This window comes from Kitasatospora fiedleri (genome assembly GCF_948472415.1).
Lineage (GTDB): Bacteria > Actinomycetota > Actinomycetes > Streptomycetales > Streptomycetaceae > Kitasatospora > Kitasatospora fiedleri.
Genome location: NZ_OX419519.1, coordinates 3,541,513 through 3,568,030, shown reverse-complemented (window position 1 = coordinate 3,568,030; position 26,518 = coordinate 3,541,513). Strand labels below are relative to the sequence as shown.

Here is a 26,518-nt window from a genome sequence, read left to right as displayed (position 1 = left end):
GCGGTGGCGGATCAGCCCTCGGAGCCGGCGGCCGGCAGCTGGGACTGGATCAGGTTCATCACCGAGGAGTCGGCCAGCGTGGTGGTGTCGCCCACCTCGCGGCCCTCGGCGATGTCGCGCAGCAGCCGGCGCATGATCTTGCCGGAGCGGGTCTTCGGCAGCTCCGAGACCACCTTGATCTGCTTCGGCTTGGCGATCGGGCCGAGCGTGCGGCCGACGTGGTTGCGCAGGTCCGCGATCAGCTCCTCGCTGTCGGTGGCGGTGCCGCGCAGGATCACGAAGGCCACGATCGCCTGGCCGGTGGTGGCGTCGGTCGCGCCGACCACCGCGGACTCGGCGACCGCCGGGTGGCCGACCAGCGCCGACTCGACCTCGGTGGTGGAGATGTTGTGGCCGGAGACCAGCATCACGTCGTCCACCCGGCCGAGCAGCCAGATGTCGCCGTCCTCGTCCTTCTTGGCGCCGTCGCCGGCGAAGTAGCGGCCCTCGAAGCGCGACCAGTAGGTGTCGACGTAGCGCTGGTCGTCGCCCCAGATGGTGCGCAGCATGGACGGCCACGGCTCGGTCAGCACCAGGTAGCCGCCGGAGCCGTTGGGCACCTCGCGGGCCTCGTCGTCCACCACGGTGGCGGCGATGCCGGGCAGGGCGCGCTGGGCGGAGCCCGGCTTGGTCTCGGTGACGCCCGGCAGCGGGCTGATCATGATCGCGCCGGTCTCGGTCTGCCACCAGGTGTCGACGATCGGAGTCCGGCCCGCGCCGATGTGCTCGCGGTACCAGACCCACGCCTCGGGGTTGATCGGCTCGCCGACCGAGCCCAGCACCCGCAGGCTGGACAGGTCGAACTGGGCGGGGATGTTGTCGCCCCACTTCATCCAGGTGCGGATCAGCGTCGGCGCGGTGTAGAGGATGGTCACGCCGTACTTCTGCACGATCTCGAACATCCGGCCCTGGTGCGGGGTGTCCGGGGTGCCCTCGTAGATCACCTGGGTGGCGCCGTTGGAGAGCGGGCCGTAGACGATGTACGAGTGGCCGGTGACCCAGCCGATGTCGGCGGTGCACCAGTAGACGTCGGTCTCCGGCTTGAGGTCGAAGACCGCGTTGTGGGTGAAGCTGGCCTGGGTCAGGTAGCCGCCCGAGGTGTGCAGGATGCCCTTGGGCTTCCCGGTGGTGCCCGAGGTGTACAGGATGAACAGCGGCTGCTCGGCGTCGTGCGCCTCGGGGGTGTGCTCGGCGGACTGGCCGTCGACCAGCTCGTGCCACCAGACGTCGCGGCCCTCGGTCCAGGCCACCTCCTCGCCGGTGCGGCGCACGACCAGGACGCTCTGCACGCCGTCGACCTTGGTCAGCGCCTCGTCGATGGCCGGCTTGAGCGCGGAGGGCTTGCCGCGGCGGTAGCCGCCGTCGGCGGTGATGACGACCTTGGCGTCGGCGTCCTTGATCCGGGAGGCCACCGCGTCGGCCGAGAAGCCGCCGAAGACCACCGAGTGCGCCGCGCCGATCCGGGCGCAGGCGAGCATCGCGACGACCGCCTCGGGGATCATCGGCAGGTAGACGGCGACCCGGTCGCCCTTGGCCACGCCGAGCTCCTGCAGGGCGTTGGCGGCCTTGGAGACCTCATCCTTGAGCTGCGCGTAGGTGATGGCGCGGCTGTCGCCGGGCTCGCCCTCGAAGTGGATGGCGACCCGGTCGCCGTGGCCCGCCTCGACGTGGCGGTCCACGCAGTTGTACGCGACGTTCAGCTTGCCGTCGGCGAACCACTTGGCGAACGGCGGGTTCGACCAGTCCAGGGTCTCGGTGGGCTCGACCGCCCAGCTCAGCCGGCGGGCCTGCTCGGCCCAGAAGGCCAGCCGGTCCTCGGAGGCCTGGGCGTAGGCGTCGGCGGTGACGTTGGCGGAGGCGGCGAGCTCCGCGGGCGGGGCGAAACGCCGCTCCTCCTTGAGCAGATTGGCCAGGCTCTCGTTGCTCAACGCGCACTCCTCATCGAGTCTCAAATGCCGGGGAACCCCGTGCGGAGGGATTGTCCCGTGTGTCCCAGCGCACAGCTCACCAGGCCGACAGCTCCGTTGACAAGTGCTGCCGGGAAATTGGTGTAGACCTTTGACCGGATCAGGACTCCGCCCCAGGTGGGCGCGGCCCCGGCGCTTCCGCCGGTCCCCACCACGTTTTCCCGCCCCTCGCGCCGGTCAATCCCGCACGGCGCCTTGACGCCCCCGTCGACCGGCACTCCACTGAGAGTGCCTACTCCATCACTCTGAGCAACCATGATGGAGGTACCACCATGACCGCCACCCCACCCCTCCCCGGCGACTTCGCGGTCGTCCGGATGGACGGCGCCATCGGCCGCCTGATCCGGATCGGCCAGTTCCTCAACGGCGACGGATTCGCCGACTACGAGCACGCCTTCGTCTACCTCGGCGACGACCGCCTGCTGGAGGCCCAGCCCGGCGGGGCGCGGCTCGAACCGCTCTCCGGCTACGACGGCGTCCCCGCGCGCTGGTCCACCGGCCGGATACCGCTCACCGACGGCCAGCGCGCCGCGATCACCGCGGCCGCCCACTCCTACCTCGGCACCCCCTACAGCTTCGCCGACTACCTCGCCCTCGCCGCCGTCCGCCTGCACCTCCCGGCGGGCCCCCCGCTGCGGCGCTTCGTCGCCACCACCCGGCACATGATCTGCTCCCAACTCGTCGACCAGTGCTACCAGGACGCCGGCGTGCACCTCTTCACCGACCACCGCTGGCCGGGCTACGTGACCCCGGCCGATCTGGTCCGGCTGCTGCGGTGACGCCGGGCCCGCGGGAGCGGCCGACCGCTCCCGCGGGCCTCCGTCGTGACGGGTCTCCGTCGTTGCGGGTCTCCGTCGTGACGGGCCTCCGTCGTTGCGGGCGTTCGCGGCCGCACGCGTCGTCCGGCGCGTAGCGTGCGGCTCGTACCGGCGGCTCGCGCCTCCTACGCGGCCAGGTCCTGCTCCGGCTCCACCCGCGCGTGCACCGGGGTGAACCGGCCGGTCGCGGCGTCCAGCACGTAGGTCTGGGCCGTGGCGAAGTCGAAGTACATCCCGACCAGCCGCAGCGAACCGTCCGCGACCCGGCGCCCCACCGCCGGGTTGGCCAGCAGTTGGTCGAGTTGCTGCACCACGTTGGTGATGCACAGCTGCTCGACCACGTCCGCCGCGGGACGGCCCTCGAACTCGGCGGGGGCGCGCCGCAGGCGGTCCAGCGAGCTGCGGCCGTTGCGCAGCCAGCGGGCCAGCGCGGTGGGCGGGCCGGACGCCTCGGTGACGCCGTCCAGCAGGGCCTTCATCGCGCCGCAGCCGGAGTGCCCGCAGACCGTGATCGAGGCGACCTCCAGGACCTCCACCGCGTACTGGACGGCGGCGGCCACCGAGTCATCGGCGGCACCCGGCTCGTACGGGGCGGGGGCCAGGTTGCCGACGTTGCGGACGGTGAAGAGGTCTCCGGGGCCGGAGCTGGTGATCATGCTGGTGACCATCCGGGAGTCCGCGCAGGTGAGGAAGAGCTGCGAGGGCGTCTGGCCGTCCCGGGCGAGGCGGGCCAGCTCCTGGCGGACCAGCGGGGCGGTGTGCTGCTGGAAGCCGCGGACGCCGTCGAGCAGGCGGACGTGCGGGTCGTCCTCGTTCTGCTCGATGCAGTGGTGGCCGACCCAGGGCGTCCAGGCCCGGCAGCGGTGCGGGCCGGGGGAGCTGCCCGCGCGGACGGTGCCGTCCGGGTCCAGCACGTCGTTCGGCCGGCGCTCGGTCAGCATCGCCACCTGCGCGCCGGAGTCCTGGTGGCCGGTGCGCCAGGCGTGCAGCGCCTCGTAGGCGGCGTGGTCCAGGAACGAGCCGTCGTGGTGGACCGTCACCCGGGCCCCGGCCGGAATCCGGGTCAGCGCCCGGCTCAGCTTGGGGACGGCGGCGAAGGTCAGCGGGCCGTGGGTGCGGACGGTGTACGAGCCGTCCTCCTCGGCCAGCACGTCGACGTGAGCGCGGGTCAGCCGGTAGAGGGCGAGCAGCATGGCCACCGCGCCGCCGAGCACCACCCCGAGCGGGACGCCGAGCAGCACCACTCCGAGCACGGTGGCCAGGTACACCGGGAACTCGCGGTGCCGGTGCACCCGGCGGATGTGCGCGAAGCTCACCATCTGCACGCCGACCACCAGCACCAGCGCGGCCAGCGCGGCCAGCGGAATCCGCCGCAGCCCGGCGGTCAGCGCGAGCGCGGCGACCAGCACCCAGCAGCCGTGCAGCACCGCGGAGGCCCGGGTGGCCGCCCCGGCCTGCACGTTGGCCGTGGAGCGGACGGCGCCGCCGGCCACCGGGAGGCCGCCGAGCAGCCCGGAGAACAGGTTGGACGCGCCCTGGGCGCGCAGCTCGCGGTCCAGGTCGCCGCGGCGGCGGGTCATCCGGTCGACCGCGACGGAGGACAGCAGCGACTCCACGCCGGCCACCGCGGTGACCGTCAGCACCAGGCCGAGCAGCACCGCCCAGTGGTCGGACAGCAGGGCGGAGGAGGGCAGCGAGAAGAACTGGTGGTGCTCCCAGACCGGGAGCTCGACCCGGGCCAGCCGCAGCTCGGCCAGCAGCGACAGCGCGGTGGCGGCGGCCACCGCGACCAGCGCGGCGGGCAGCCGGGCCAGCCGGGCGCCGATCCGGCCGGCCGCGCCGGGCAGTCGGCCGAGCCGGGGCCAGCCGTACAGGATCGCGAGCGCCAGCAGGCCGACCATCAGTGCGGGCAGGTGCGGACCGGCCAGCTCGCCGGGCAGCGCGCGCAGGTCGGCCAGGGCCGAACTGTGCGGCGTGCCGCCGAGGATGACGTGCAGTTGGGCGATCGCGATGGTCACGCCGACACCGGCCAGCATGCCGTGCACCACGGCGGGCGAGACGGCGAGCGCGGCGCGGGCCACCCGCAGCGAGCCGAGCAGCAGTTGCAGCAGGCCGGCGGCGACGGTGACCAGGCAGGCGGTCGGCCAGCCGTACTGGGCGATCACCCCGGCGGTGACCACGGTCAGCGCCGCGGACGGGCCACTGACCTGGAGGTGGGTGCCGCCGAGGAAGCCGGCCACCAGCCCGCCCACCGCGGCGGCGACCAGACCGGCCGTCAGCGGGGCGCCGGTGGCCAGCGCGATGCCGAGCGAGAACGGCACCGCGATGAGGAACACCGCGAGGGAGGCGGGCAGGTCGTGCGCCAGCAGGACGCGGACCCGGCCCGGGGTGCCGCCGTGCGGCGGCGGGGCGTGGTCGGTGGTGTCGGAGGCGGTGGGGGCGCTGGAGACGTCGAGTGTCATGGGTGTCTTCCCGTCTTCTTCCGGGGGAACGAACGCAGTCAGGTCCGGCGGTGGGTCTGGTCGGATCGGCTGTCGTGGGTCACAGCGGGTGTGGCGGGTGCGGCGGGGTGGCGGCGCGGCCGTGTGGAGCGTGCGTGGCGGCGCGTTGCGAGGTGCGGCGAGGTGTGGCGTTGCGGGGTGCGGCGGGGCCTGGGGCGCGGTGGCGACGGCCCGTGGCGTCCGGTGGTTCAAGAGTTGGTAAACCGAGAGTAATGGAACCTTTGCACAGCGTGTGCTTCGAGTGCCAGTACAAATAGGGGCGTTCACCACATCGTGTGGCGCCCGGACCGGTCGGGAATTTCCCGGCGGGAAGGCACGAGGGGCCGGTCCGCCGGGCTGGGCGGACCGGCCCCTCGGGGCGGTGGAGCGAGGTGCCGGCTCAGACCCCGGCGGTGCTGGCCCGCTCGGCGCCCAGCACGTAGTCCGGGTCGACCTGGTCGGCCAGGTCGGCGCCGACCTTGGCGTTGCCCCAGCTCTCCGCGTTGCGCAGGTGGAAGCGGGCCGCCTGGGCGCTGTACCGGCGCGGGTCGCGCAGCCCGTGGGCGGCGTCGGCGGCGGTCCGCAGCCGGGCCAGCACCTCCCGGTTCGCGGGCTCCAGCTCGCGCAGCGGCGGCTCGTCCCCGCGCTCCAGCCGCCGCACCCAGCCGGACTGCCCGAAGCAGGCGTACAGGTCCTCGCCGACCTCGCGGCGCAGGAAGGCGAGGTCGTCCGGGCTCTGCACCTTGTTACCGACCACCCGCAGGTGGACGTCGAAGTCCTGGGCGTACTCCTTGTACTGGCGGTAGACCGAGACGCCCTTGCGGGTGGGTTCGGCGACCAGGAAGGTCAGGTCGAAGCGGGTGAACAGGCCGGAGGCGAAGGAGTCGGAGCCGGCCGTCATGTCGGTGACCAGGTACTCGTCCGGACCGTCCAGCAGGTGGTTGAGCAGCAGCTCCACCGCGCCGACCTTGGAGTGGTAGCAGGCCACCCCGAGGTCCTCCTCGGTGAACGCGCCGGTCGCCAGCAGCCGGACCGAGCCCTCGTCCAGGGCGACCGGGCGGGCGCAGGCCTCGTACACCGGGTTCTCCTCGACGATTCGCAGCAGCCGGGAGCCGGGGCCGGGCGGGGTGGTCTTGATCATCTCCTCGGCGGAGCGGATCAGCGGGTTGTCGCCGCGCAGGTACTCCTTGATCTCCGGCAGGTGGGCGCCCAGCGAGGGGAGCGCGGCGGCCTGGGCGTCCGTCAGGCCGAGGGCCGGGCCCAGGTGCTGGTTGATGTCGGCGTCGACGGCGAGCACCGGGCGGCCGACGGCGGCCAGGTGGCGGATGAACAGGGCGGACAGGGTGGTCTTGCCGCTGCCGCCCTTGCCGACGAAGGCGATCTTCATCTCTGAGTCTCCGACTCTCTGGCTCTGTGGTGTCCGTGGGGGCCTGGCGGCCCCGGCGCTTGTTGGAAACCGTTATCGTCACCGATTAGTGGACATGCTAGCGGTGGTTTGGGGTGGCGCACATGAGGGAAAGGCGGATTGCCACGAAAGGGTGACCCGGGGGTTGCCTCCCGGTCGCCCGGTGGATTCATTACTCTCGGGTAGGTGACCACAGGAACTGACCCGCTCGCCCCGCTGGCCCAGCTCGCCGGGGTCCCCGAGGCCGTCGCCGAAGTGCGCAAGAACGTCGACCGCCTCTACGGGCACCGCGTGATGCGGCGCCGGGCGGGCGAGGTGACCTCCGAGTCCGCGCTGCGCGGCGCCCGCGCCTCGGCCGCCCTGGACGGCGCCGACTGGCCGCTGGAGGAGGTCCGCCGCCGCACCGACTTCGGCGCCGACCCCGAGGCCCGCACGGTCGGCGCCGCGCTCCGCCTGTCCGCCGAGGCCGGCCAGCTGCTCAGCGTCTGGCGCACCTCCCCGCTCCAGGTGCTGGCCCGGCTCCACCTGCTCGCCGTCGGCGACGGCGACCCCGCGGCCGGCCGCCCGCGCCGCGACGGCGAGGAGGCCGCGCCGCTGTTCCCGCGGGAGGTCGCCGCCACCGAGGGCGAGGCCCCGGCCGGCCCGGTCGGCGAACTCCCGCCGCCGCCCCCGCCCGCCGAGACGGCCGCCCGCCTCGACCAGCTCGCCGGGCTGCTCACCGCCCGCACCGAACGCCCCACCGGCGGCGCGCCCGCCCTGGTGGTCGCCGCCGTCGTGCACGGCGAACTGCTCGCGCTGCGCCCGTTCGGCACCCACAACGGGCTGGTCGCCCGGGCCGCCCAGCGGATCGTGCTGACCGCAGAGGGCCTCGACCCGAAGGCGATCTGCCCCGCCGAGGTCGGCCTCGCCGAACTCGGCACCGCCGCCTACCGGCAGGCCCTGCTCGGCTACCTGGAGGGCACCCCTGAGGGCGTGTCCCGCTGGCTGGTGCACTGCGCCGCCGGGCTCGGGCTGGGCGTGCGCGAGAGCACCGCGGTGTGCGAGGCGATGCAGCGCGGCATGGTCTGAGGGCCCCGCCCGGACGCGGGTCGGTCCTGCCTCGGCGCGGTCCTGCCCGGGTGCGGGCCGGCCCCGCGCGGTGCCGGAATCCGTCGGTTCCGGAACCCACCGGTCCCGGAACGCAGTTGCGGCGACGCCCGAGACTTCCGGGCGTCGCCGCTGGTACGGAGACCGGGTTACCAGTGCATGCACCGTTTCTATGCCCATCAGGCGGGGTCCTGTGCCCGTTCGCCTGGTGCGGCGGCCCGTCAGCGGGTCGGCTGCATGTGGGTGCCCGGTTGTCCGTACATCGGTCCGTGGGGCCTTAACTGCGTTGTCGGTTCGACCTCTTGGGGTCCTGACCGGGTCTCGCGGGCCGTACCCCATTTCTACCTCAGATCCGCCGAAAGAGGAACCCGAAAACAGGTTCTTTACGGGTTTGCGTAGAGGTTTGTCCGATTTGGCGAACCCGGCGGCGGTCGGACCCGCCGCCGTTCAGGCCGCCGCCGGACGCCGCCGCCGCGCGCTGTACCAGAGCACCCCGGCCGTCAGCACCGCCGTGCCGATCGCCACCGCGGCCACCACCGAGCGGCTCGGCGCGTGGAACTCCGGGAGCCTGCGGGTCAGTTCGACCGGCCGGCTGAACGCCAGCACCGGCCACTCGCGGGCCGCCGCCTCCTTGCGCAGCGCCCGGTCCGGGTTGACCGCGGCCGGGTGGCCGACGGCCTCCAGCATCGGCAGGTCGGTCGAGGAGTCGCTGTACGCGTAGCAGTTGGCCAGGTCGTAGCCCTCCCGCTCGGCCAGCTCCCGGATCGCCGCCGCCTTGTTCTCGGCGTACGCGTAGTACTCGATCTCGCCGGTGTAGCGGCCCTCCTCGACGTGCAGCCGGGTGGCGATCACGTGGTCCGCGCCGAGCAGTTGGCCGATCGGTTCGACCACCTCGGAGCCCGAGCTGCTGACGATCACCACGTCCCGTCCGGCCGCGTGGTGCTGCTCGATCAGCGAGGCCGCCTCGTCGTAGATGAGCGGGTCGATCATGCCGTGCAGGGTCTCCGCGACGATCTCCCGGACCTGCTGGACGTTCCAGCCGCGGGTGAGCGAGGACAGGTAGGCCCGCATCTTCTCCATCTGGTCGTGGTCCGCGCCGCCGACCAGGAAGATGAACTGGGTGTAGGCGCTCTTCACCACCGAGCGGCGGTTGATCAGGCCGCCCTGGTAGAAGGGGCGGCTGAACGCGAGCGCGCTGGACTTGGCGATGATCGTCTTGTCGAGGTCGAAGAAGGCGGCGGTGCGGGGCGCGTCGTGGCCGCCCCGGTCCGCGCGGTGGCCGGTTCCGGCGCCCGCGTCGGGCCCGGCAGCGGCGTCGCGGTCGGCGAAGTCGGCGTTCTCGGTGGTGTCCACGGGAACCGAGGATAGAGGGGCGGACAAAAGGGAGGGCCATTCGGTGGACCCGCGGGCGTGCGGGTTTGTGTTTCTGGCCGGTCGGGTACACCATGGAAGTCACGGATCGTTCGCGCGACCGTGCTAACCCGGTCCGGCTCCTCCCCCCCGAGCCGGGCCGTGGATAGACGACCCCCGCTCTCCCCCCCGGCGGGGGTCGTCGCATGTCCGGGCCCGTTTCCGTAGGCAGTTGAGCCTGCAGGGAGTGGTGGTGCCGGTGGTTGCGGGGGGTGCTCCAGCGGCTCCGGAGCCGTTGTCGAGGGTTCTTCGCACCCCAAGTTTTTGTCACTCTGCGTAGTTGTGTGAGTGTCATATCGACATACCCGAAGCGTCAATTCCGAACTGCTTTAGCCCCCGTCCGAGTGACCTCGGTTATCCACAGGGGCGAGTTATCCACAGGCAATCGGAAGTCGACTAACGCATTCCGCGCCGTCCTGCACCGTGGTGTCCGCGCCGCCACGCGGAGCCCGTCCGGGCCACCGCGTCCGACGCGCCGTCAGACCGTCCCCGCACCACGGGAGGCCGCCTTGTCCGCTTCCGTCACCGACCCGCACGCCACCGCGCCCGAGCCCCCGTCCGGGCCGCTCGTCCTCACCGGCGACGCCGCGCTCGCCGAACAGCTCACCCGTCTGTGCGCCGCCGCCGGGGCCGAACCGCGGCTGCTCGGCGTCCCGCCGCCCGCCCGGCTGTGGGCGGACGCCCCGCTGGTGCTGGTCGGCGACGACCTCGCCGAGCAGTGCGCCGGCCTGGCCCGCCGGCCCGGCGTCCTGCTGCTCGGCCTCGACCTCGACGACGGGGAGGTCTGGGTCCGCGCCGTCCGGCTCGGTGCCGAGCACGTGCTCTTCCTGCCGGACGCGCAGCCCTGGCTGCTCGACCGGATCGCCGACGCCACCGAGGGCGTCGGGCCACCCGCCCTCACCGTCGCCGTGCTCGGCGGGCGCGGCGGCGCCGGCGCCTCCACCCTGGCCTGCGCCCTCGCGGTCTGCGCCGCCCGGGCCGGGCACCGCACCATGCTGATCGACGGCGACCCGCTCGGCGGCGGGCTCGACGTACTGCTCGGCGCCGAGCAGGCCGACGGGCTGCGCTGGCCCGACCTGGCCGCCTCCCGCGGCCGGATCAGCGGCACCGAGCTGGCCAAGGCGCTGCCCGAGCCGCACCGGCTCAGCGCCCTGTCCTGGGACAGGTCCGACACCCTGGCCATCCCCGCCGAGGCCATGCGCAGCGTGCTGGCGGCCGCCCGCAGGCGCGGCGGGCTGGTCGTCCTCGACCTGCCCAGACAACTCGACGCGGCCGCCGCCCAGGCCCTCGAACAGTCCGACACCGGGCTGCTCGTGGTCCCCGCCGAACTGCGCGCCCTGGCAGCCGCCGGCAGGGTCGCCGCGGCCGTCCGGATACGGCTCACCGACCTGCGGGCTGTCGTCCGCACCCCAGGCCCGTCCGGACTCACCGCCGCCGGCGTCGCCCGCGGCCTGCACCTGCGGCTCGCGGGCGAGCTGGCCCCCGAGCCCGGCCTCGCCCTGGATGTCGAACGGGGCACCCCGCCCGGCCTGCGGGAGCGCGGGCCGCTCGCCCGGTTCTGCGGGCGATTCCTGACCGAAGCGATGCCGCCCGTCGCGGCGGCCTGAGGAGCGACCATGACCAACCGCCTGCACGCCATCGACTCCCGCGCCGTGGACCTGGACGCCATCGACTCCCGGGCCGTCGACTCGGGCGCCGTCGGTCTGGATGCCGTGGGCGTCCGTGCCGAGGACGGCCGTGCCCCGGACGATCACCAGGGCGGTCGGCGGACCGTCCGGCGGCCGATCGCCCGCGCCCACCGCCGGATCGCCGTACCGCGGCCCCGCAGCCTCGTCGGCGCCCCGTCAGGGCCCGTGGAGGACGTCCTCCCGGCCGGGGACGGCGGGTCCGTCCCCGAGGGCCGGTCGGCCCCGCCGGTGCGCTACCTGGTGCGCCGGAAGCCGCCCACCGCCCCGGCGGACGACGGGCCGCCGACCGTTCCCGTCGCGGGACTCACCGGACCGGTCCAGGACGGGGCCGCCGACCTGGTGGACGCCGTCCGGATTCGGCTCGCCGAGGCGGGCGCGCCGCCCACCGCCGGGTCGGTCGCCGCCGCGCTGCGCGCCGCCGGGCCCCCGCTCGGCGGGGCCGACGTGCTGAACGCGGTGCGCAGCCTGCGCTCCGAGATCGTCGGCGCCGGCCCGCTCGACCCGCTGCTGGCCGAGAACGGCGTCACCGACGTCCTGGTCAACGGCCCCGACCAGGTCTGGGTCGACCGCGGCCACGGTCTGGAACGCGCCCCCCAGGTGCGCTTCCCGAACGCGGACGCCGTCCGTCGGCTCGCCCACCGCCTCGCCACCGCCGCCGGACGCCGCCTCGACGACGCCCGCCCCTGGGTGGACGCCAGGCTGCCCGACGGCACCCGGCTGCACGCCGTCCTCCCGCCGATCGCCGCCGACTGCACCCACATCTCGCTGCGCACCAGCCGTCGCGAGCCCTTCACCCTCCCCGGACTGGTCGCCGCCGGGGCCCTGCCCCCGTCCGGGGCCGACCTGCTCGCCGCCATCTTGCGGGCCCGGCTCTCCCTGCTGGTCTCCGGCGGCACCGGCACCGGGAAGACCACCCTGCTCGCCGCCCTGCTCGGCCTCGTCCCCGGCAACGAGCGCATCGTGCTCGCCGAGGACTCCGCCGAACTGCGCCCGGACCACCCGCACGTGGTCCGGTTGCAGTCCCGCCCGCCCAACCAGGAGTCGCTGGGCGAGCTGACCCTGCGCGACCTGGTCCGGCAGGCGCTGCGGATGCGGCCCGACCGGCTGGTGGTGGGCGAGGTCCGCGGCGCCGAGGTGGTCGACCTGCTGTCCGCCCTGAACACCGGCCACGAGGGCGGCTGCGGCACCGTCCACGCCAACACCGCCGCCGACGTGCCCGCCCGGCTGGAGGCCCTCGGCTCGCTGGCCGGCCTCGACCGGCACTCCCTGCACAGCCAGCTCCGGGCCGGACTGGACGCGGTCGTCCACCTCGGCCGGGACCGCGCCGACGGCCGTCGCCGGGTCACCGGGCTGCACCTGCTGGTCGGCGGGCCCGACGGCCTGACCAGCACCGCCGCCGCCGTCCACTTCGAGCGCGACGGCCGGGCCCGCCCCGGCCCCGGCTGGCCCCGCCTGCGGGAGCTGTGCGCCGAACGCGGCCTCGACCTCCCGCCCCACCCGGAGGCCGCCGGGACCGGGGCCGGGGGCGGGACGGGCCCGGAGGCTACCGCCATCGAGCCTGCGGAGGAGGGGACATGACGGCGGGTCGGCTGGAGTGCGTCTGGGTGATCGCGCTGTGCGTGCTCGGGGTGGTGGCGTGGCGCCTGCTGCGCTCCGCGATCAGGAGGCTGTGATGACCGTTTCGGTCGAGGCACTCGGAGCGTCCGGGGTGCTGGCGGGGGTGTTCCGTCCCGGTGGTGCGGCTCGTGCGGCGGCCCTGCTGGGGGTGGCCGCCGGGGCGATCGGCGGGGTGCTCGTGGCGGCCTGGCTGCTCGGGGTGCGCCGCCGGGTGTGCGGTGGCGGCCGGGTGCGGCGGGTGCTGCACGGGCGTCGGGGCCGGGGTGGGCCGTCGGGCCGGCTGGGGCGGGTGCGGGCGCTGTGGCGGCGTCGGCGACCGCGCTGGCTGGTCCCCGAACTGCTGCTGCTCCCGCTCGGGGCGGTGGTGGGGCACGGTACCTCCTCGGTGCTCCCGGTGGTCGGAGCGGCCTGCGGGGTGCTCCCGCTCCGGCGCTGGCGGGCGGGGCGGCGCACGGCCCGGGCGGCCCGGCGGCGGGCCACGGCGGTGATCGACCTGTCCGCCGGGCTGGCGGCCGAGCTGCGCAGCGGTGCCACCCCGAGCAGGCCATGCACGCCGTCCTCGCCCGGGCCGCCCCCGACTGGGGCCGCCGCCTCGGTGCCGAGCCCGCGGCCCGGTTGGCGGCGGGCCGCTACGGGGCGGACCTGCCCGCGGCGCTCCGCCTGGTGGCCGAACTGCCGGGCGGGGAGGGCGCGGCGGCCATGGCGGCCTGCTGGCAGGTCAGCACCGAGAGCGGCACCGGGCTGGCAGACGGACTGGAGCAGGTCGCGGACGCGCTGCGGGCCGAACGGGCCCTCAGCGAGGAGATCGCGGGCGAACTCGCAGGCCCACGCACCACGATGGCCGTCCTCGCCGCCCTGCCAGCCGTCGGTCTCGGTCTGGGTGCGGCACTCGGGGCGGACCCCGTCCACGTCCTGCTGCACACCCCGGTGGGCCTGCTCGGCCTGCTGGTCGGGGCGGCCCTGGAGACGGCGGGGGTCCTCTGGACGGCCCGGATCGTCCGCTCCGCCGAGGACGCCCCGGCCCGCCCCGGACCGTCCCGTCCCGCTACCGCCAGTTGCGGGATCTCCCGGACGCGCGGCGACCTCCGGCTTGTGGCTCCGCAGTCGCCGACGGCGGGACCGGTCGGGTGGTGACGGCCTGCGGACGGGAGGCTCGGGCTCAGCCGGAGGCTTCGACGGGCCACGGCAGCGAGGTGGTTGACGGCTGGTCGGCGAGGAGGGCGGCGGCCGGCGGATGGCGCGGTGCGGCCCTGGGTCGCCGTGCCGGCACCGGGGCGGGGAGTCCTTCGGGCGGATCGGGAGGGGCGGGCGTGGCCAGGGAGCGAGGACGGCGCGGGGTGGTGCGGGTGCGGGGCGATCCAGGGGTTCGGTGCGGGTGGCGACGAGTGCGGGAGGCGAGGTGGACGTGATGGCGGTTCTGGCGCCGGCGGCGGTTGCCGGGCTGGCCGGGGAGGTGCTGGCAGCAGTGCGGTGGCGAGTGGTCCGTCGGCGGGTCGAGCGGTGCGTTCCGGCGGTGTCGGCCGCTGCGGGGCGGGCTGGGCGACGCGGGCGGGCGGCGGCGGGGGTACGGCGGGCGGTCGGGTGGCTGGCGGGAGATCGGCCGCTGGCGGTGCTGCTGGGCATCTCGGCCGGGGCGCTGGTCGGCGGCTGGGCGGGCCCGGTGGTGGGTCTGCTGGCCGGTGGGGCGGCCTGGCGGCTGCTGCCCCGGGTGCGGTCGCCGGACGGGCGCCGGCAGGCGGCGGAGCAGGACTGGCTGGTCCGTCAGCTCCCGCTGACCGCCGAGCTGTTGGCGGCCTGCCTCGGGTCGAACGGTTCCCCGGCCGGGGCGGTCGCCGCCGTCGCGGACAGTGTGCCGGCCCCGATGCGGGATCGCCTGGCCGCGGTCGCCGCCCAACTCTCGCTCGGGGCGGGGCCGGAGCGCTGCTGGGAGCAACTGGCGGCGGACTGCCCGCCCTTGGCGCCGCTCGCCCGCTGCCTGGCCCGCACCAGCCTCAGCGGTACCCCGCCGGCCGCCACGTTGACGGGTCTGGCCCAGTCCCACCGGGCAGCGGCCGCCCGGGCGGCGCACGCGAGGGTCCGGCGGGCCGGAGTGCTGGCGACCGCACCGCTCGGGCTCTGCTTCCTGCCCGCGTTCGTGCTGATCGGGGTGGTGCCGGTGGTCACGGGACTGACCGCCGCCTTCTCCCAGCGCCTGTGAGCAGCGCCGTCCGGGCGTGCGGCCTCCCCGGGGCCCTCGCGGCGCCCTCCCGCCGCTCTCCCGTCGCGCTCCTGTCGTGCTCTTGAGCCCTCTGCGGCTCTCCGGCTGGTTCGAACCAGGTCGGTCCTGCGGCCGATCCACTGTCAGAGAAAGGGATTTCACCATGAAGAAGCTCGTTGAGGCCGCCCGGCCCGCTGCCGTGCTGCTCGCCGTCCGCAGGTGCGGGGGCTGGTTCCGGCACCGCTACCGGAGGATGGCGGACGGTCCGCCGGACGCCGGGATGAGCACCGCGGAGTACGCGATCGGCACCGTTGCCGCCTGCGCCTTCGCCGCCGTGCTCTACAAGGTGGTGACCAGCGGCACGGTCTCCGGAGCGCTGTCCGAGATCCTCGAACGGGCCCTGCATGCGGTCTGACCGGAGGCCGACTGACCGGAGGCCGACTGACCAGAGACCGACTGACCGCAGACCGACTGACCGGAGACCGGCGGACAGCGGGATGGTCACGGCGGAGACCGCGGTCGGGCTTCCGGCCCTGGTGCTGCTGGCGGCGATGCTGACCTGGGGCGTGGTGGCGGCCGGTGTCCAGATCCGCTGCGTGGACGCGGCCCGGGTCGGCGCCCGGGCCGCCGCCCGGGGCGACACCGACGCGTTGGCCCAGGCCGCCGCCGCGGCCCCGCGCGGGGCGAAGGTCGCCATCGACCTGGACGCCACCACCGCCCGGGCCACCGTCGAGGCCCCCTGCCCGGGCCCGGGCCGCCTCGCCGCCCTGCTGTCGGTCCGGCTCACGGCCACGGCGGTCGGCGCCCGGGAGGACGTGCCGGCCGACGGCTGAGGCAGTCGGTGGAGGCCGCCGGTGGAGGCAGCCGGCAACGAACGGAAGGAGACGGCTCATGCAGGTGAGGGTGCGGGTACGAGCGCCAGGGAGCGGCGCGCCACCGGGAACGGTGGGCGACCGCGGTTCGGCGACGGTGTGGCTGGTGGCGCTGGGGTCGCTCGGGGTGGCGGTGTTCTCGGCCTGCCTGATGCTGGGGACGGTGGTGGCCGCCCGTCACCGCGCCGAGTCGGCGGCCGATCTCGCGGCCCTGGCCGCCGCCGACCAGCTGCTGCTCGACGAGGACGGCGGCTGCGGACGGGCCGCGGAACTGACCCGGGCCCAGGAGCGGGCCGAACTGGTCTCCTGCCAGGTCCTCCCAGGGCAGGACGCGGTGGAGGTGGTGGTCCAGGTCCCGATCCACGGCGTCCCGGTGCCGCTGCCCCCGGCCCGGGCCCGTGCTCGGGCGGGTCCGGTCTGGGCCTGGGGCGAGGGGGCCGACGCGGCGGCGTTCACCGTAGGACGGGAACCGTCGCGGCAACGAGCGCGCCCGGGAAGCACGGTGACGGGAGTTCAGGCAGGTGTGCAGGTGGGCGTCCGCGCGGGCGGCAGGTCAGCCGTTCTCGACCGGTCCCTCCTCGCTGGCGCCGTCCGGGGCGGTGGCCTGGGTCGGGGCGGTGACTCGGGTCGGGGCGCCGGCGAGGAGGACGGTGAGCAGGCGGATCGCGGCGGCCTTGTCGAGCGGCTCGTTGCCGTTGCCGCACTTCGGGGACTGGACGCAGGACGGGCAGCCGCGTTCGCACTCGCAGGCGGCGATGGCGTCCCGGGTGGCGGTCAGCCACTCGACGGCGCGCCGGAAGCCGCGTTCGGCGAAGCCCGCGCCGCCGGAGTGGCCGTCGTACACGAAGACGGTCGGCAGGCCGGTGTCGGGGTGCAGCGGGACGGAGACGCCGCCGATGTCCCAGCGGTCGCAGGTGGCGAACAGCGGGAGGAGTCCGATGGAGGCGTGCTCGGCGGCGTGGGCCGCGCCGGGGAGCTGGTCGAACGGGACGAGTGCGTCCAGGAGTTGGTCCTCGGTGACGGTCCACCAGACGGCGCGGGTGCGCAGTGTGCGGGGCGGCAGGTCGAGCTTGCTCTCGCCGAGGACCTCGCCGGTGGAGATCCGCTTGCGGAGGTAGCCGACGACCTGGTTGGTGACCTCCACCGAGCCGAAGCCGAGCCGGGCCTCGCCCCACTCCTCGACGGTGTCGGTGGACAGGATCGAGATGGAGGTGACGTCCCGGGCGGAGGTGGTGTACGGCGGGTTCGCGGGGGAGACCAGGGCGACCGAGGACTCCAGGTCGAACTCGCGGACCAGGTAGGTGGCACCCCGGTGCAGGTGGACCGCCCCGGTGTGCACGGTGGTGTGCGCGGCCTCGGCGTCCACGGTGCCGAGCAGCCGCCCGGTGTCGGCCTCGACGATCTGCACGGGGCTGCCACCGCTGCCGCGCAGGTCGACGCCGTCGGCGGCGCGCTCGCGGCGGGTCCAGTACCAGGAGCCGTCCGAGCGCCGCCGCAGCAGGCCGCGCCGCTCCAGCACCGGCAGCAGCGGTGCGGTGGACGGGCCGAACAACTCCAGGTCGGCGTCGGTGAGCGGGAGTTCGGCGGCGGCCGCGCACAGGTGCGGAGCCAGCACGTGCGGGTTGTCCGGGTCGAGGACGGTGGCCTCCACCGGGGTGGCGAACAGCGCCTCCGGGTGGTGGACGAGGTACGTGTCCAGCGGGTCGTCCCGGGCGATCAGCACCGCCAGCGCCCCCTGGCCCTCCCGGCCCGCCCGCCCGGCCTGCTGCCACAGCGAGGCCCGGGTGCCGGGGTAGCCGGCCAGCAGGACGGCGTCCAGGCCCGAGACGTCCACGCCGAGTTCGAGGGCGGAGGTGGAGGCCAGGCCGAGCAGCCGGCCGGTGTGCAGGTCGCGCTCCAGGGCCCGGCGCTCCTCGGCCAGGTAGCCGCCCCGGTAGGCGGCGACCCGGGCGGCGAGCGGCTGACCGAGCTGCTCCTGGGCCTGCAGCGCGACCAGTTCGGCGGCCCGCCGGGAACGGACGAAGGCCACCGTGCGGGTGCCGCCGTGCACCAGGTCGGTCAGCAGGTACCCGGCCTCGGCGGTGGCGCTGCGGCGGACGGGCGCGCCGTGCTCGCCGACGTTCTCGGTCAGCGGCGGCTCCCACAGCGCGAACACCAGCGGGCCGCGCGGCGAGCAGTCCTCGGTGACGGCGGTGGCGGGCAGGCCGGTGAGCCGCTCGGCGGTGACGGCCGGTTCGGCGGTGGTCGCGGAGGCCAGCAGGAAGGTCGGCTCGGAGCCGTAGCGGGCGCACAGCCGCCGCAGCCGGCGCAGCACCTGGGCGACGTGCGAGCCGAACACGCCGCGGTAGGTGTGGCACTCGTCGACCACGACGTACCGCAGCGCCTTGAGGAAGGAGGACCAGCGCGGGTGGGCCGGGAGTATGCCGCGGTGCAGCATGTCCGGGTTGGTCAGCACGTAGGACGCGTACTGGCGGACCCACTCGCGCTCCTGCGGCGGGGTGTCGCCGTCGTACAGCGCCACCCGGACGCGGTCGGGGACGAGTTCGGCGGCGCGCCGGCGCTGGTCGGCGGCCAGTGCCTTGGTCGGGGCCAGGTACAGCGCGGTCGCGCCGCGCCCGTTGCGGGCCTCGGTGCCGGTCAGCAGGTCGCTCAGCAGCGGGGCCAGATAGCCCAGCGACTTGCCCGAGGCGGTACCGGTGGCGATCACCGTGGTCCGCCCGGCGGCGGCCAGGTCCATCGCCTCCGCCTGGTGCGCCCAGGGCAGCACCACGCCGAGCCCGGAGGCCGCCGCGACGACTTCCTGCCGGATTCCTTCCGGCCAAGGCGCATACCGGGCCGCTCGGGCGGGCAGGTGCTCCGTATGGGTGAGGCGGTCAGACCTGCCGCGCCCGTGGGAAAGGGCAGTGAGCAGGGCCTCGGGCTGGTGGTGGCGGGGCGGCATGAAGACCCAGTGTGTCACCGGCGTGACGGAGAATCGCTGTTAACCATCGTGCGGCCGTGGCCGCAGGTGGTTGAATGAGGCCCGTGACGGCCGCATGGCCGAGGGCCGCAACGCTGAGGCTCCGACCTGCCGGTTCGCCGCGCCCTGGTCCTGCGACCCTGCGGTGGCAGCCGCTGGGTTGAAGATCGCAATGACGTAGCAAGGCAAGGTGCTGGAGGTTCCGTGGACCTGTCCCTGTCGACCCGTACTGTCGGCGATCGCACGGTCGTCGAGGTTGGCGGCGAGATCGATGTGTACACCGCGCCCAAGTTGCGCGAGCAGCTTGTCGAGCTCGTCAACGAGGGCAACTACCACTTGGTCGTGGACATGGAGGGCGTCGACTTCCTCGACTCCACCGGTCTCGGCGTGCTGGTCGGTGGCCTGAAGCGGGTCCGTGCGCACGAGGGTTCGCTGCGCCTGGTGTGCAACCAGGAGCGCATCCTGAAGATCTTCCGGATCACCGGTCTGACCAAGGTGTTCCCGATCCACAACTCGGTGGACGAGGCCGTCGCGGCGACCGACTGACGTCTCCCGTCGGTCGGCCGTTCCCATCGGCCGCTCCCACCGCATCACTTCGATCGACCGTCGCCGGTCGGCCGGGCCCGTCGCCCTGCCCGGCCGGCGTGGTCGGCGCCCCCGCCTCCGCCGTGCGGGCCGGTGTGCCCGGCGGCGGTGGAGCAACCCCGGAGGGGAGACATGGCAACCGTCGAACTTCGATTCAGCGCGCTTCCCGAGCACGTGCGCACCGCCCGGCTGGTGGCCGCCGCGGTGGCCAGACGCGCGGGGGTGGACGAGTCGGTGCTCGACGAGTTGCGCCTCGCCGTCGGTGAGGCCTGCTCGCGCGCGGTGGCGCTGCACCAGCGCAACGGCATGGGCGGCGCGGTCCGGGTGGCGCTCACCGAGCAGGAGAAGCGGTTCCTCATCGAGGTCGCCGACGAGGCCGGACCGGCGCACGCCGCCGGTTCCGCCGGGGGCGGTGACCCGGAGGACGAGGACGCGCTCGGCCTCGCGGTGATCACCGGCCTGGTCGAGGACGTCGAGGTCGGCAACGGCTCCGACGGCGGTGTGATCCGGATGAGCTGGCCGGTCACCCCGGTGTCCGTCTCGGTCTGATGGGGGACCGGGAGGCCGGTCCGCCGGCTGGTCCGCCCATCGAGTCGTCCGCCCACCGGGTCCGTTCGGACGGCCCGGTCCGTTCCGGCAGCGCTGTTCGTTCAGGTGGCGCTGTCCGGTCCGTCGTACGTACCGCCTCGGCAGATCGAGCGAGGCGGTGCTTCGTCGTTCCCGGGCAGGTGCTGAGCTGCGCGGATGCCGTGGGTCGCGGCCTTCCCACCGGGGCGGTCCGGGTGGGCGTGTAGGTTCGCTGGCGATGCCCGGAGCCGGGTGTCAGTGACCGAAAGGGCCCCGGTGAAGAAGCGACTGGTGACCGTCCCCGTGCTCGGCGTGCTGTTCGCGCTGGCGGCGGTCGGCTGCTCCGCCGACGATTCGTCGGCGAAACTCGACGGCTGGGCGAAGAGCGTCTGCGACGGCGCGAAGGACCCGATCGCGCAGTCCAAGGCGGCCCTCGCGGACACCGCGGACGTCAAGCAGGGCGAGGCCCCCGTCGACCTGCAGAAACGCCTCTCGGCCGACCTTGCCTCGCTCGCCACCACCAACCAGCAGCTGGCCGACGCGGTCCAGAAGGCCGGGGCGCCGAAGATCGACGACGGGGCGAAGGTCCAGCAGGACGCCGTCAACGAGCTGAAGCAGGTCGCGCAGGGCTACCTGGACGCGCAGAAGAAGCTCGACGGGCTGACCAGCGCGGACCAGGCCAAGTTCGCGGACGGCCTGCGCAGCGTCGGGGACCAGGTGCAGCAGCTCTCCCAGGTGTCCACCTCCGCGCTGGCCACCCTGCAGAGCGGCGGCCTGGGCGAGGCGATGAAGAAGCAGCCCGGCTGCAAGGCCGGTGCCGCCGGAACGGGCGCGTCCGCCGACCCGTCCGCCGCGGCGACCGGCGGCGCGGGCGCGACCGGCACCGCGGCCCCCGGCGACAGCGCCTCCCCGGCCGACCCGGCGGCCTCCGGCAGCCCGTCCGGGTCCGCCGCGTCCGGGTCGACCGCGTCCGGGTCCGCTGCCGCGTCCGGTTCGCCCTCGCCCGCCAAGAGCTGACACCTCGTCGGTCCGCACCGCTCCGAACCGACGCGCCCCGACCGACGCGCCCCGACCGACGCGCCCCGACCGGCGTGCCCGGACCGGCGGACCCGGACCGGCGGGCGGGGCGATCCTCGCGTGGGACGGGGGAGAATGGCGGGGTGACGAACAGCCCCGTTCTTGATTCCGGCCGGATGGCGGAGTTCCGCGAGGCGCTGCTGAGCGCCTCCTTCACCGCCGACGGACTGCTGGACCTGCTCGGCCCGACCGCGTACGCGGCGCTGGCCCGCAGCGAGGCCGTCCCCGCGCTGCGGGCGACCTGCGGCGGCTCGCCGCTGGAGACCCTGGTGCGGCTGTTCCTGCTGCAACGGGCCGTGCCCAGGGCCGCGGCCGCCGCCGCGCTGCCGGTCGACGCCCTGCTGGCCGACGGCTGGCTGACCGCCGACGGCGACGACCTGCGCGCCACCGTGGACGTGCGGCCGTACGCCGACGAGGTCGCCGGGCTGCCCAGCGCCGACGCCTGGGTGGTCTCCGACCTGGGCTGCGCCGTCGGCGGCGCGGGCGGGATCGGCTCGGGCCGGACGGCCGCCGGGGTCGAGCGGCGCGACCTGGTGCTCGGGGTGGGCGGGGCGTCCACCACGCTGGCCAACCTGACGGTGCGCCGACCGGTCCGCGAGGTGCTCGACCTGGGCTCCGGCTCCGGCGTGCAGGCCCTGCACGCGGCCCGGCACGCCCAGCGGGTCACCGCCACCGACCTCAACCCGCGCGCCCTGCACTTCACCCGGCTGACCGCCGCGCTCTCCGGCTTCGACCAGGTCGAGACCGCCGGGGGCAGCCTGTACGAGCCGGTCGGCGAGCGCCGCTTCGACCTGATCGTCTCCAACCCGCCGTTCGTGATCTCCCCGGCCGGCCGGTTCACCTACCGGGACGGCGGGATGGCCGGCGACGAGCTGTGCCGCAGCGTGGTCCGCGGCGCGGCCGACCACCTGGCGCCCGGTGGCTACTGCCAGCTGCTGGCGAACTGGCAGCACGTCAAGGGCGAGGACTGGCGCGACCGGTTGGCCGGCTGGGTGGCCGGCACCGGCCTGGACGCCTGGGTGGTGCAGCGCGAGGTGCAGGACGTCGCCCAGTACGCCGAGCTGTGGCTGCGCGACGGCGGCGACCACCGCGGCGAGGAGTACGCCGCCCGGTACGAGGAGTGGCTGGACGACTTCGAGGCGGCCGGCGTCGAGGGCATCGGCTTCGGCTGGATCACCCTGCGGGCCTCCGGCGCGACCGACCCCGTGGTGCGGATCGAGGAGTGGCCGCACCCCGTCGAGCAGCCGCTCGGCCCGCACATCGAGGAGTGGTTCGCCCGGCAGGACTTCCTGCGCGCCCACGACGACGCCGGACTGCTGGCCGCCCGCTACCTGCTCGCCGACGAGGTGGTCCAGGAGCAGATCGGCGACCCCGGCTCGGAGGACCCGGAACACGTGGTGCTCCGGCACAACCGGGGCATGCGGCGGGCCACCAAGGTCGACACGGTCGGCGCGGGCTTCGTCGGCGTCTGCGACGGCACCCTGGCCGCCGGGGAGATCGTCGACGCGATCGCCCAACTGCTCGGCGAGGACCCGGCGCAGCTGCGCGAGCGGGTGCCCGAGTCGCTGCGGCTGCTCACCGAGCAGGGGTTCGTCGAGCCGGTCCGCTGAGCCCGCGGGCCGCGACCCGCTGTCGCGGCGCCGCCCCGCGGAGTCCCACGGAGTCGTGCGGAGACCCGTCCCGGACCCGGGGCGGGTTCACCTCGCCGTTCCCCACCCGTGGCCGGGCGTACTCCGGGCGTCCGCCGCCGGTTGTCCACCGGGTGCCAGGGTGCTGTCCACAGGCTGTGGACGCGCGGGGGAGGACCGGGGTGGAGACGCCGACGACGCTGGTGGGCGGGGCGGTCCTGACGGTCTTCGGGAGCGCGCTGCTGCTGTGGTGCGCCGTGGAACTGCGTCTTCGCCACCGCCTGCGTCGGTACGGGGTGCCCGCCACCGCGCAGGTGGTCGCCGATCCGGACCCCGCCGCGGCGATGGACGGCAGCCCGCTGCTGTCCTACCCGGTGGCGTCGCCCGGCGGCCGGGCCGGTCTCGCCGCCGATTTCCCGGCCGATCTCCCGGCCGACCTCGCGGTCGTGGCCGACGCCGGTGCGGGTACGGTTCACGAACTGCGTCCGCTCGCCGCGCCGGACGGGGCGCACCGCCTGGTGCTGGCCCGGCCGCGCGGCAACACGCCGCTGCGCCGCCCGGCCCGGCTGATCCCGGGCGCGGCCGTCCAGGTCGCCTACGACCCGCGTCGTCCGGACCGGGTGGTGCTGGCCGCCCACGAGGAACTGCCCTCGCTGCCGGCCGACCTGTTCTGGGCGCTGCTCGCCACGTCCGCGCTGGCCGGGGGCCTGACGCTGCTGGCCCTGGCGCTGCGCTGACGCTGCCGGCCGGCCTCCGCGGAGCGTCCCGGCCGGCTGTCCGTAGAACGTCCCCGCCGGTGTCGGAGCGCGCTCTTCCGCTTGGTGTCCGCGCACCGTCCGGGCGGTTCCCGACGGGTTCCCGACGGACTCCCGGACGGTTCCCGAGCGGTTTCCGGACGGCGGGTGAGGGGCGGATCGGGCCGCTCCGGGGTGGGTTCCGGCCGTTCGGGGGCGGGCCGTTCGGACCCGGTGGAAGGCGTGGTTGCCGGGGAAAGACATGCCCCGGGGCCGGTCGCCGGGTTACCGTTCGAGTGGCGTCGGTCGGCCTTGCCGGTGAAAAAGCAGGTTCCGTCCGTTTGACAAGGGTGGCCGGGGTACGGTCACACTCCGCTGGTGGGGCCGTCGCGCTGCGGCAGCCCGGGAGCTGTCGCGCTGCGGCAGCCCAGGAGCTTTGGTAAACGACCGGGAGAGAAGAGCGAAGGTGTCCCCGAGCAGCGAGACCGCGCACGGCAAGCGACTCGTCATCGTCGAGTCGCCGGCCAAGGCCAAGACGATCAAGGGCTACCTCGGGCCCGGCTACATCGTCGAGGCCAGTGTCGGTCACATCCGTGACCTGCCCGGCACGGCCGCCGAGGTCCCGGACGAGTACACCGGCGAGGTGCGCCGCCTCGGCGTCGACGTGGACCACGACTTCGCCCCCATCTACGTGGTGAACCCGGACAAGAGGTCCCAGGTCACCAAGCTGAAGTCGTTGCTCAAGGAGTCCGACGAGCTCTTCCTCGCCACCGATGAGGACCGCGAGGGCGAGGCCATCGCGTGGCACCTGCAGGAAGTGCTCAAGCCCAAGGTGCCGGTGCACCGGATGGTCTTCCACGAGATCACCAAGGACGCCATCCAGGAGGCCGTGCGCAACCCGCGGCACCTGAACAAGCGCCTGGTCGACGCCCAGGAGACCCGCCGCATCCTGGACCGCCTCTACGGCTACGAGGTCTCCCCCGTGCTGTGGAAGAAGGTCATGCCGAAGCTCTCGGCGGGCCGCGTCCAGTCGGTGGCCACCCGCCTGGTGGTCGAGCGCGAGCGCGAGCGGATCGCCTTCACCTCGGCCTCGTACTGGGACCTGGTCGGCACCTTCGGCACCGGCCGCACCGCCGCCGACGCGGCCAACCCGGAGTCCTTCGGGGCCCGGCTGGTCTCGGTCGACGGCAAGCGGGTCGCCACCGGCCGCGACTTCGGCCCGGACGGGCGGCTGAAGAGCGCCGCGACCACCCTGCACCTGGACGAGCAGGCCGCCCGCACGCTGGCCGCCGCGCTCCAGCAGACCGCGTTCAGCGTCCGCAGCGTCGAGTCGAAGCCGTACCGCCGCTCCCCGTACGCGCCGTTCCGCACCACCACGCTGCAGCAGGAGGCCAGCCGCAAGCTGGGCTTCGGCGCGAAGCGGACCATGCAGGTGGCGCAGAAGCTGTACGAGAACGGCTTCATCACCTACATGCGCACCGACTCGACCACGCTGTCGGAGACCGCGATCACCGCGGCCCGCGCCCAGGTCACCCAGCTGTACGGGGCCGACTACCTGCCGTCCGCGCCGCGCACCTACGCCGCCAAGGTGAAGAACGCGCAGGAGGCGCACGAGGCGATCCGCCCGTCCGGGGACCGCTTCCGCACGCCCGCCGAGACCGGGCTGGGCGGCGACGACTTCCGGCTGTACGAGCTGATCTGGATGCGCACCGTCGCCTCCCAGATGAAGGACGCGGTCGGCCAGTCGGTGACCGTGAAGGTCGGCGGCCGGGCCGCCGACGGGCGGGACGCCGAGTTCTCCGCCTCCGGCAAGATCATCACCTTCCACGGCTTCCTGAAGGCGTACGTCGAGGGCGCCGACGACCCGAACGCCGAGCTGGACGACCGCGAGCGCCGCCTGCCGCAGGTCGCCGAGGGCGACCCGCTGGCCGCCGAGAGGCTCACCCCCGAGGGCCACGCCACCAAGCCGCCGGCCCGCTACACCGAGGCCTCGCTGGTCAAGGAGCTGGAGGACCGGGAGATCGGCCGCCCGTCCACCTACGCCTCGATCATCGACACGATCATCAACCGCAAGTACGTGTTCAAGAAGGGCACCGCCCTGGTGCCGTCCTTCCTGTCCTTCGCGGTGGTCAACCTGCTGGAGAAGCACTTCGGCCGGCTGGTCGACTACGACTTCACCGCGAAGATGGAGGACGACCTCGACCGGATCGCGGCCGGCCAGGCCGAGTCCGTGCCGTGGCTCAAGCGCTTCTACTTCGGCGCGGGCGCGGCCGGCGGCGCGGACGTCGGTGCGGTCGGCGCCGCTGCCGACGCGGGCAACGGCGACGGCGACCACCTCGGCGGCCTCAAGGAGCTCGTCACCGACCTCGGCGCGATCGACGCCCGGGAGATCAGCTCCTTCCCGGTCGGCGACGGCGTCGTGCTCCGGGTCGGTCGCTACGGCCCGTACGTGGAACGCCCCGCCGCCGTCGAGGGCGAGACCGGCCAGCGCGCCGACGTCCCCGAGGACCTGCCGCCGGACGAGCTGACCGTCGAGCTGGCCGAGGAGCTGTTCGCCAAGCCCAGCGGCGAGCGCGAGCTCGGCACCGACCCGGTCAGCGGCAACCCGCTGGTCGCCAAGGCCGGCCGGTACGGCCCGTACGTCACCGAGGTGCTGCCCGAGGGCACCCCGAAGACCGGCAAGAACGCCGTCAAGCCGCGCACCGCCTCGCTGTTCGCGTCGATGGACCTGGACACCGTCACGCTGGAGGACGCGCTGAAGCTGCTCTCGCTGCCGCGCGTGGTCGGCGCCGACGCCGAGGGCAACGAGATCACCGCGCAGAACGGCCGCTACGGCCCGTACCTCAAGCGCGGCACCGACTCGCGCTCGCTCACCAGCGAGGACCAGCTGTTCAGCATCACCCTCGACGAGGCGCTGGCCATCTACGCCCAGCCCAAGGCGCGCGGGCGGGCCGCCGCCGCGCCGCCGCTCAAGGAGCTCGGCAACGACCCGGTCAGCGAGAAGCCGGTGGTGGTCAAGGACGGCCGGTTCGGCCCGTACGTCACCGACGGGGAGACCAACGCGACGCTCCGCAAGGACGACGAGGTCGAGACCATCACCCCCGAGCGGGCGTACGAGCTGCTCGCCGAGAAGCGCGCCCGCGGGCCGGTGAAGAAGACCGCCAAGAAGGCCCCGGCGAAGAAGACGACGACGGCGAAGAAGGCCACGGCCACCAAGACCGCGGCGGCCAAGACCGCGGCCAAGAAGACCGTCGCGAAGAAGACCGCGACGGTGAAGAAGACGGCGGCGAAGAAGACCACCGCCAGGGCCGCGGCGGGCGAGAAGTCCGCCGCTGCCGACGCCGGTTCCGAGGAGAGCTGACGGACACTCCGTAACGGGCCTGTTCGAA

At 74.6% G+C, this 26,518-nt stretch carries 19 protein-coding genes and 1 pseudogene; 15 read left to right on the top strand and 5 right to left on the bottom strand.

Annotation, left to right across the window (positions count from 1 at the left end; genetic code table 11):
• Positions 1-11: 11 nt before the first annotated feature.
• A complete protein-coding gene (gene acs / locus QMQ26_RS16465; RefSeq protein WP_100837530.1) occupies positions 12-1,967 on the bottom strand; it encodes an acetate--CoA ligase in 1,956 nt (651 codons plus the stop codon).
• 311 nt (positions 1,968-2,278) lie between these two features.
• On the opposite strand from acs, the gene QMQ26_RS16460 reads away from it, so the two are divergent.
• Positions 2,279-2,785 carry a C40 family peptidase gene (locus tag QMQ26_RS16460; RefSeq protein WP_282206172.1) on the top strand — a complete coding sequence of 169 codons (507 nt, stop codon included), beginning with the start codon at positions 2,279-2,281 and terminating at the stop codon, positions 2,783-2,785.
• 164 nt (positions 2,786-2,949) lie between these two features.
• On the opposite strand, the gene QMQ26_RS16455 is transcribed toward QMQ26_RS16460, so the two are convergent.
• A complete protein-coding gene (locus QMQ26_RS16455; protein WP_282206171.1) occupies positions 2,950-5,286 on the bottom strand; it encodes a SulP family inorganic anion transporter in 2,337 nt (778 codons plus the stop codon).
• Between the two features lie 418 nt (positions 5,287-5,704).
• The gene (locus tag QMQ26_RS16450) at positions 5,705-6,691 is read right to left on the bottom strand and encodes an ATP-binding protein (protein WP_282206170.1); all 987 of its coding nucleotides are present in this window, start codon (positions 6,689-6,691) and stop codon (positions 5,705-5,707) included.
• Between the two features lie 204 nt (positions 6,692-6,895).
• On the opposite strand from QMQ26_RS16450, the gene QMQ26_RS16445 reads away from it, so the two are divergent.
• A complete protein-coding gene (locus tag QMQ26_RS16445) occupies positions 6,896-7,777 on the top strand; it encodes a Fic family protein (RefSeq protein WP_100837534.1) in 882 nt (293 codons plus the stop codon).
• A 465-nt stretch (positions 7,778-8,242) separates the two neighbouring features.
• Here the strand turns inward: QMQ26_RS16445 and QMQ26_RS16440 are convergent, their stop codons facing one another.
• Positions 8,243-9,007 carry an HAD family hydrolase gene (locus QMQ26_RS16440; protein ID WP_100838621.1) on the bottom strand — a complete coding sequence of 255 codons (765 nt, stop codon included), beginning with the start codon at positions 9,005-9,007 and terminating at the stop codon, positions 8,243-8,245.
• Between the two features lie 707 nt (positions 9,008-9,714).
• On the opposite strand from QMQ26_RS16440, the gene ssd reads away from it, so the two are divergent.
• The 7 genes and pseudogenes from ssd to QMQ26_RS38290 form a co-directional block, all read left to right on the top strand.
• Positions 9,715-10,812 carry a septum site-determining protein Ssd gene (ssd, locus tag QMQ26_RS16435; protein ID WP_100837535.1) on the top strand — a complete coding sequence of 366 codons (1,098 nt, stop codon included), beginning with the start codon at positions 9,715-9,717 and terminating at the stop codon, positions 10,810-10,812.
• Between the two features lie 417 nt (positions 10,813-11,229).
• A complete protein-coding gene (locus tag QMQ26_RS16430; RefSeq protein ID WP_282206538.1) occupies positions 11,230-12,471 on the top strand; it encodes a TadA family conjugal transfer-associated ATPase in 1,242 nt (413 codons plus the stop codon).
• Between the two features lie 585 nt (positions 12,472-13,056).
• Positions 13,057-13,644 (top strand): type II secretion system F family protein, encoded by a 588-nt coding sequence (locus QMQ26_RS16425; RefSeq protein WP_282206168.1) that lies wholly within the window; start codon positions 13,057-13,059, stop codon positions 13,642-13,644.
• A 475-nt stretch (positions 13,645-14,119) separates the two neighbouring features.
• A complete protein-coding gene (locus tag QMQ26_RS16420; RefSeq protein ID WP_282206167.1) occupies positions 14,120-14,707 on the top strand; it encodes a type II secretion system F family protein in 588 nt (195 codons plus the stop codon).
• A 163-nt stretch (positions 14,708-14,870) separates the two neighbouring features.
• On the top strand, positions 14,871-15,122 hold the full coding sequence (locus QMQ26_RS16415; RefSeq protein WP_282206166.1) for a DUF4244 domain-containing protein: 252 nt from the start codon (positions 14,871-14,873) through the stop codon (positions 15,120-15,122).
• Between the two features lie 82 nt (positions 15,123-15,204).
• Positions 15,205-15,540 carry a TadE family type IV pilus minor pilin gene (locus tag QMQ26_RS16410; RefSeq protein ID WP_282206165.1) on the top strand — a complete coding sequence of 112 codons (336 nt, stop codon included), beginning with the start codon at positions 15,205-15,207 and terminating at the stop codon, positions 15,538-15,540.
• Positions 15,541-15,598: 58 nt separating this feature from the next.
• Positions 15,599-15,934 (top strand): annotated as a pseudogene (locus QMQ26_RS38290) (Rv3654c family TadE-like protein); the annotation flags it as partial.
• A 198-nt stretch (positions 15,935-16,132) separates the two neighbouring features.
• On the opposite strand, the gene QMQ26_RS16400 reads toward QMQ26_RS38290, so the two are convergent.
• Positions 16,133-18,520 carry a DEAD/DEAH box helicase gene (locus QMQ26_RS16400; protein ID WP_282206163.1) on the bottom strand — a complete coding sequence of 796 codons (2,388 nt, stop codon included), beginning with the start codon at positions 18,518-18,520 and terminating at the stop codon, positions 16,133-16,135.
• A gap of 222 nt (positions 18,521-18,742) precedes the next feature.
• On the opposite strand from QMQ26_RS16400, the gene bldG reads away from it, so the two are divergent.
• From bldG to topA, 6 genes are all read left to right on the top strand, one after another.
• Positions 18,743-19,084, top strand: a complete 342-nt coding sequence (gene bldG, locus QMQ26_RS16395) for an anti-sigma factor antagonist BldG (protein ID WP_100837540.1) — start codon at positions 18,743-18,745, stop codon at positions 19,082-19,084.
• 171 nt (positions 19,085-19,255) lie between these two features.
• Positions 19,256-19,672, top strand: a complete 417-nt coding sequence (locus tag QMQ26_RS16390) for an ATP-binding protein (RefSeq protein WP_100837541.1) — start codon at positions 19,256-19,258, stop codon at positions 19,670-19,672.
• Between the two features lie 309 nt (positions 19,673-19,981).
• Positions 19,982-20,707 (top strand): small secreted protein, encoded by a 726-nt coding sequence (locus tag QMQ26_RS16385; protein WP_282206162.1) that lies wholly within the window; start codon positions 19,982-19,984, stop codon positions 20,705-20,707.
• 176 nt (positions 20,708-20,883) lie between these two features.
• Complete coding sequence (locus QMQ26_RS16380; protein WP_282206537.1) at positions 20,884-22,377, top strand: DUF7059 domain-containing protein; 1,494 nt, start codon at positions 20,884-20,886, stop codon at positions 22,375-22,377.
• A gap of 200 nt (positions 22,378-22,577) precedes the next feature.
• Positions 22,578-23,132, top strand: coding sequence for a hypothetical protein (locus QMQ26_RS16375; protein WP_282206161.1), 555 nt, complete (start codon positions 22,578-22,580; stop codon positions 23,130-23,132).
• Between the two features lie 463 nt (positions 23,133-23,595).
• Positions 23,596-26,490 carry a type I DNA topoisomerase gene (gene topA, locus QMQ26_RS16370; protein WP_282206160.1) on the top strand — a complete coding sequence of 965 codons (2,895 nt, stop codon included), beginning with the start codon at positions 23,596-23,598 and terminating at the stop codon, positions 26,488-26,490.
• The last annotated feature ends 28 nt before the right edge of the window (positions 26,491-26,518 follow it).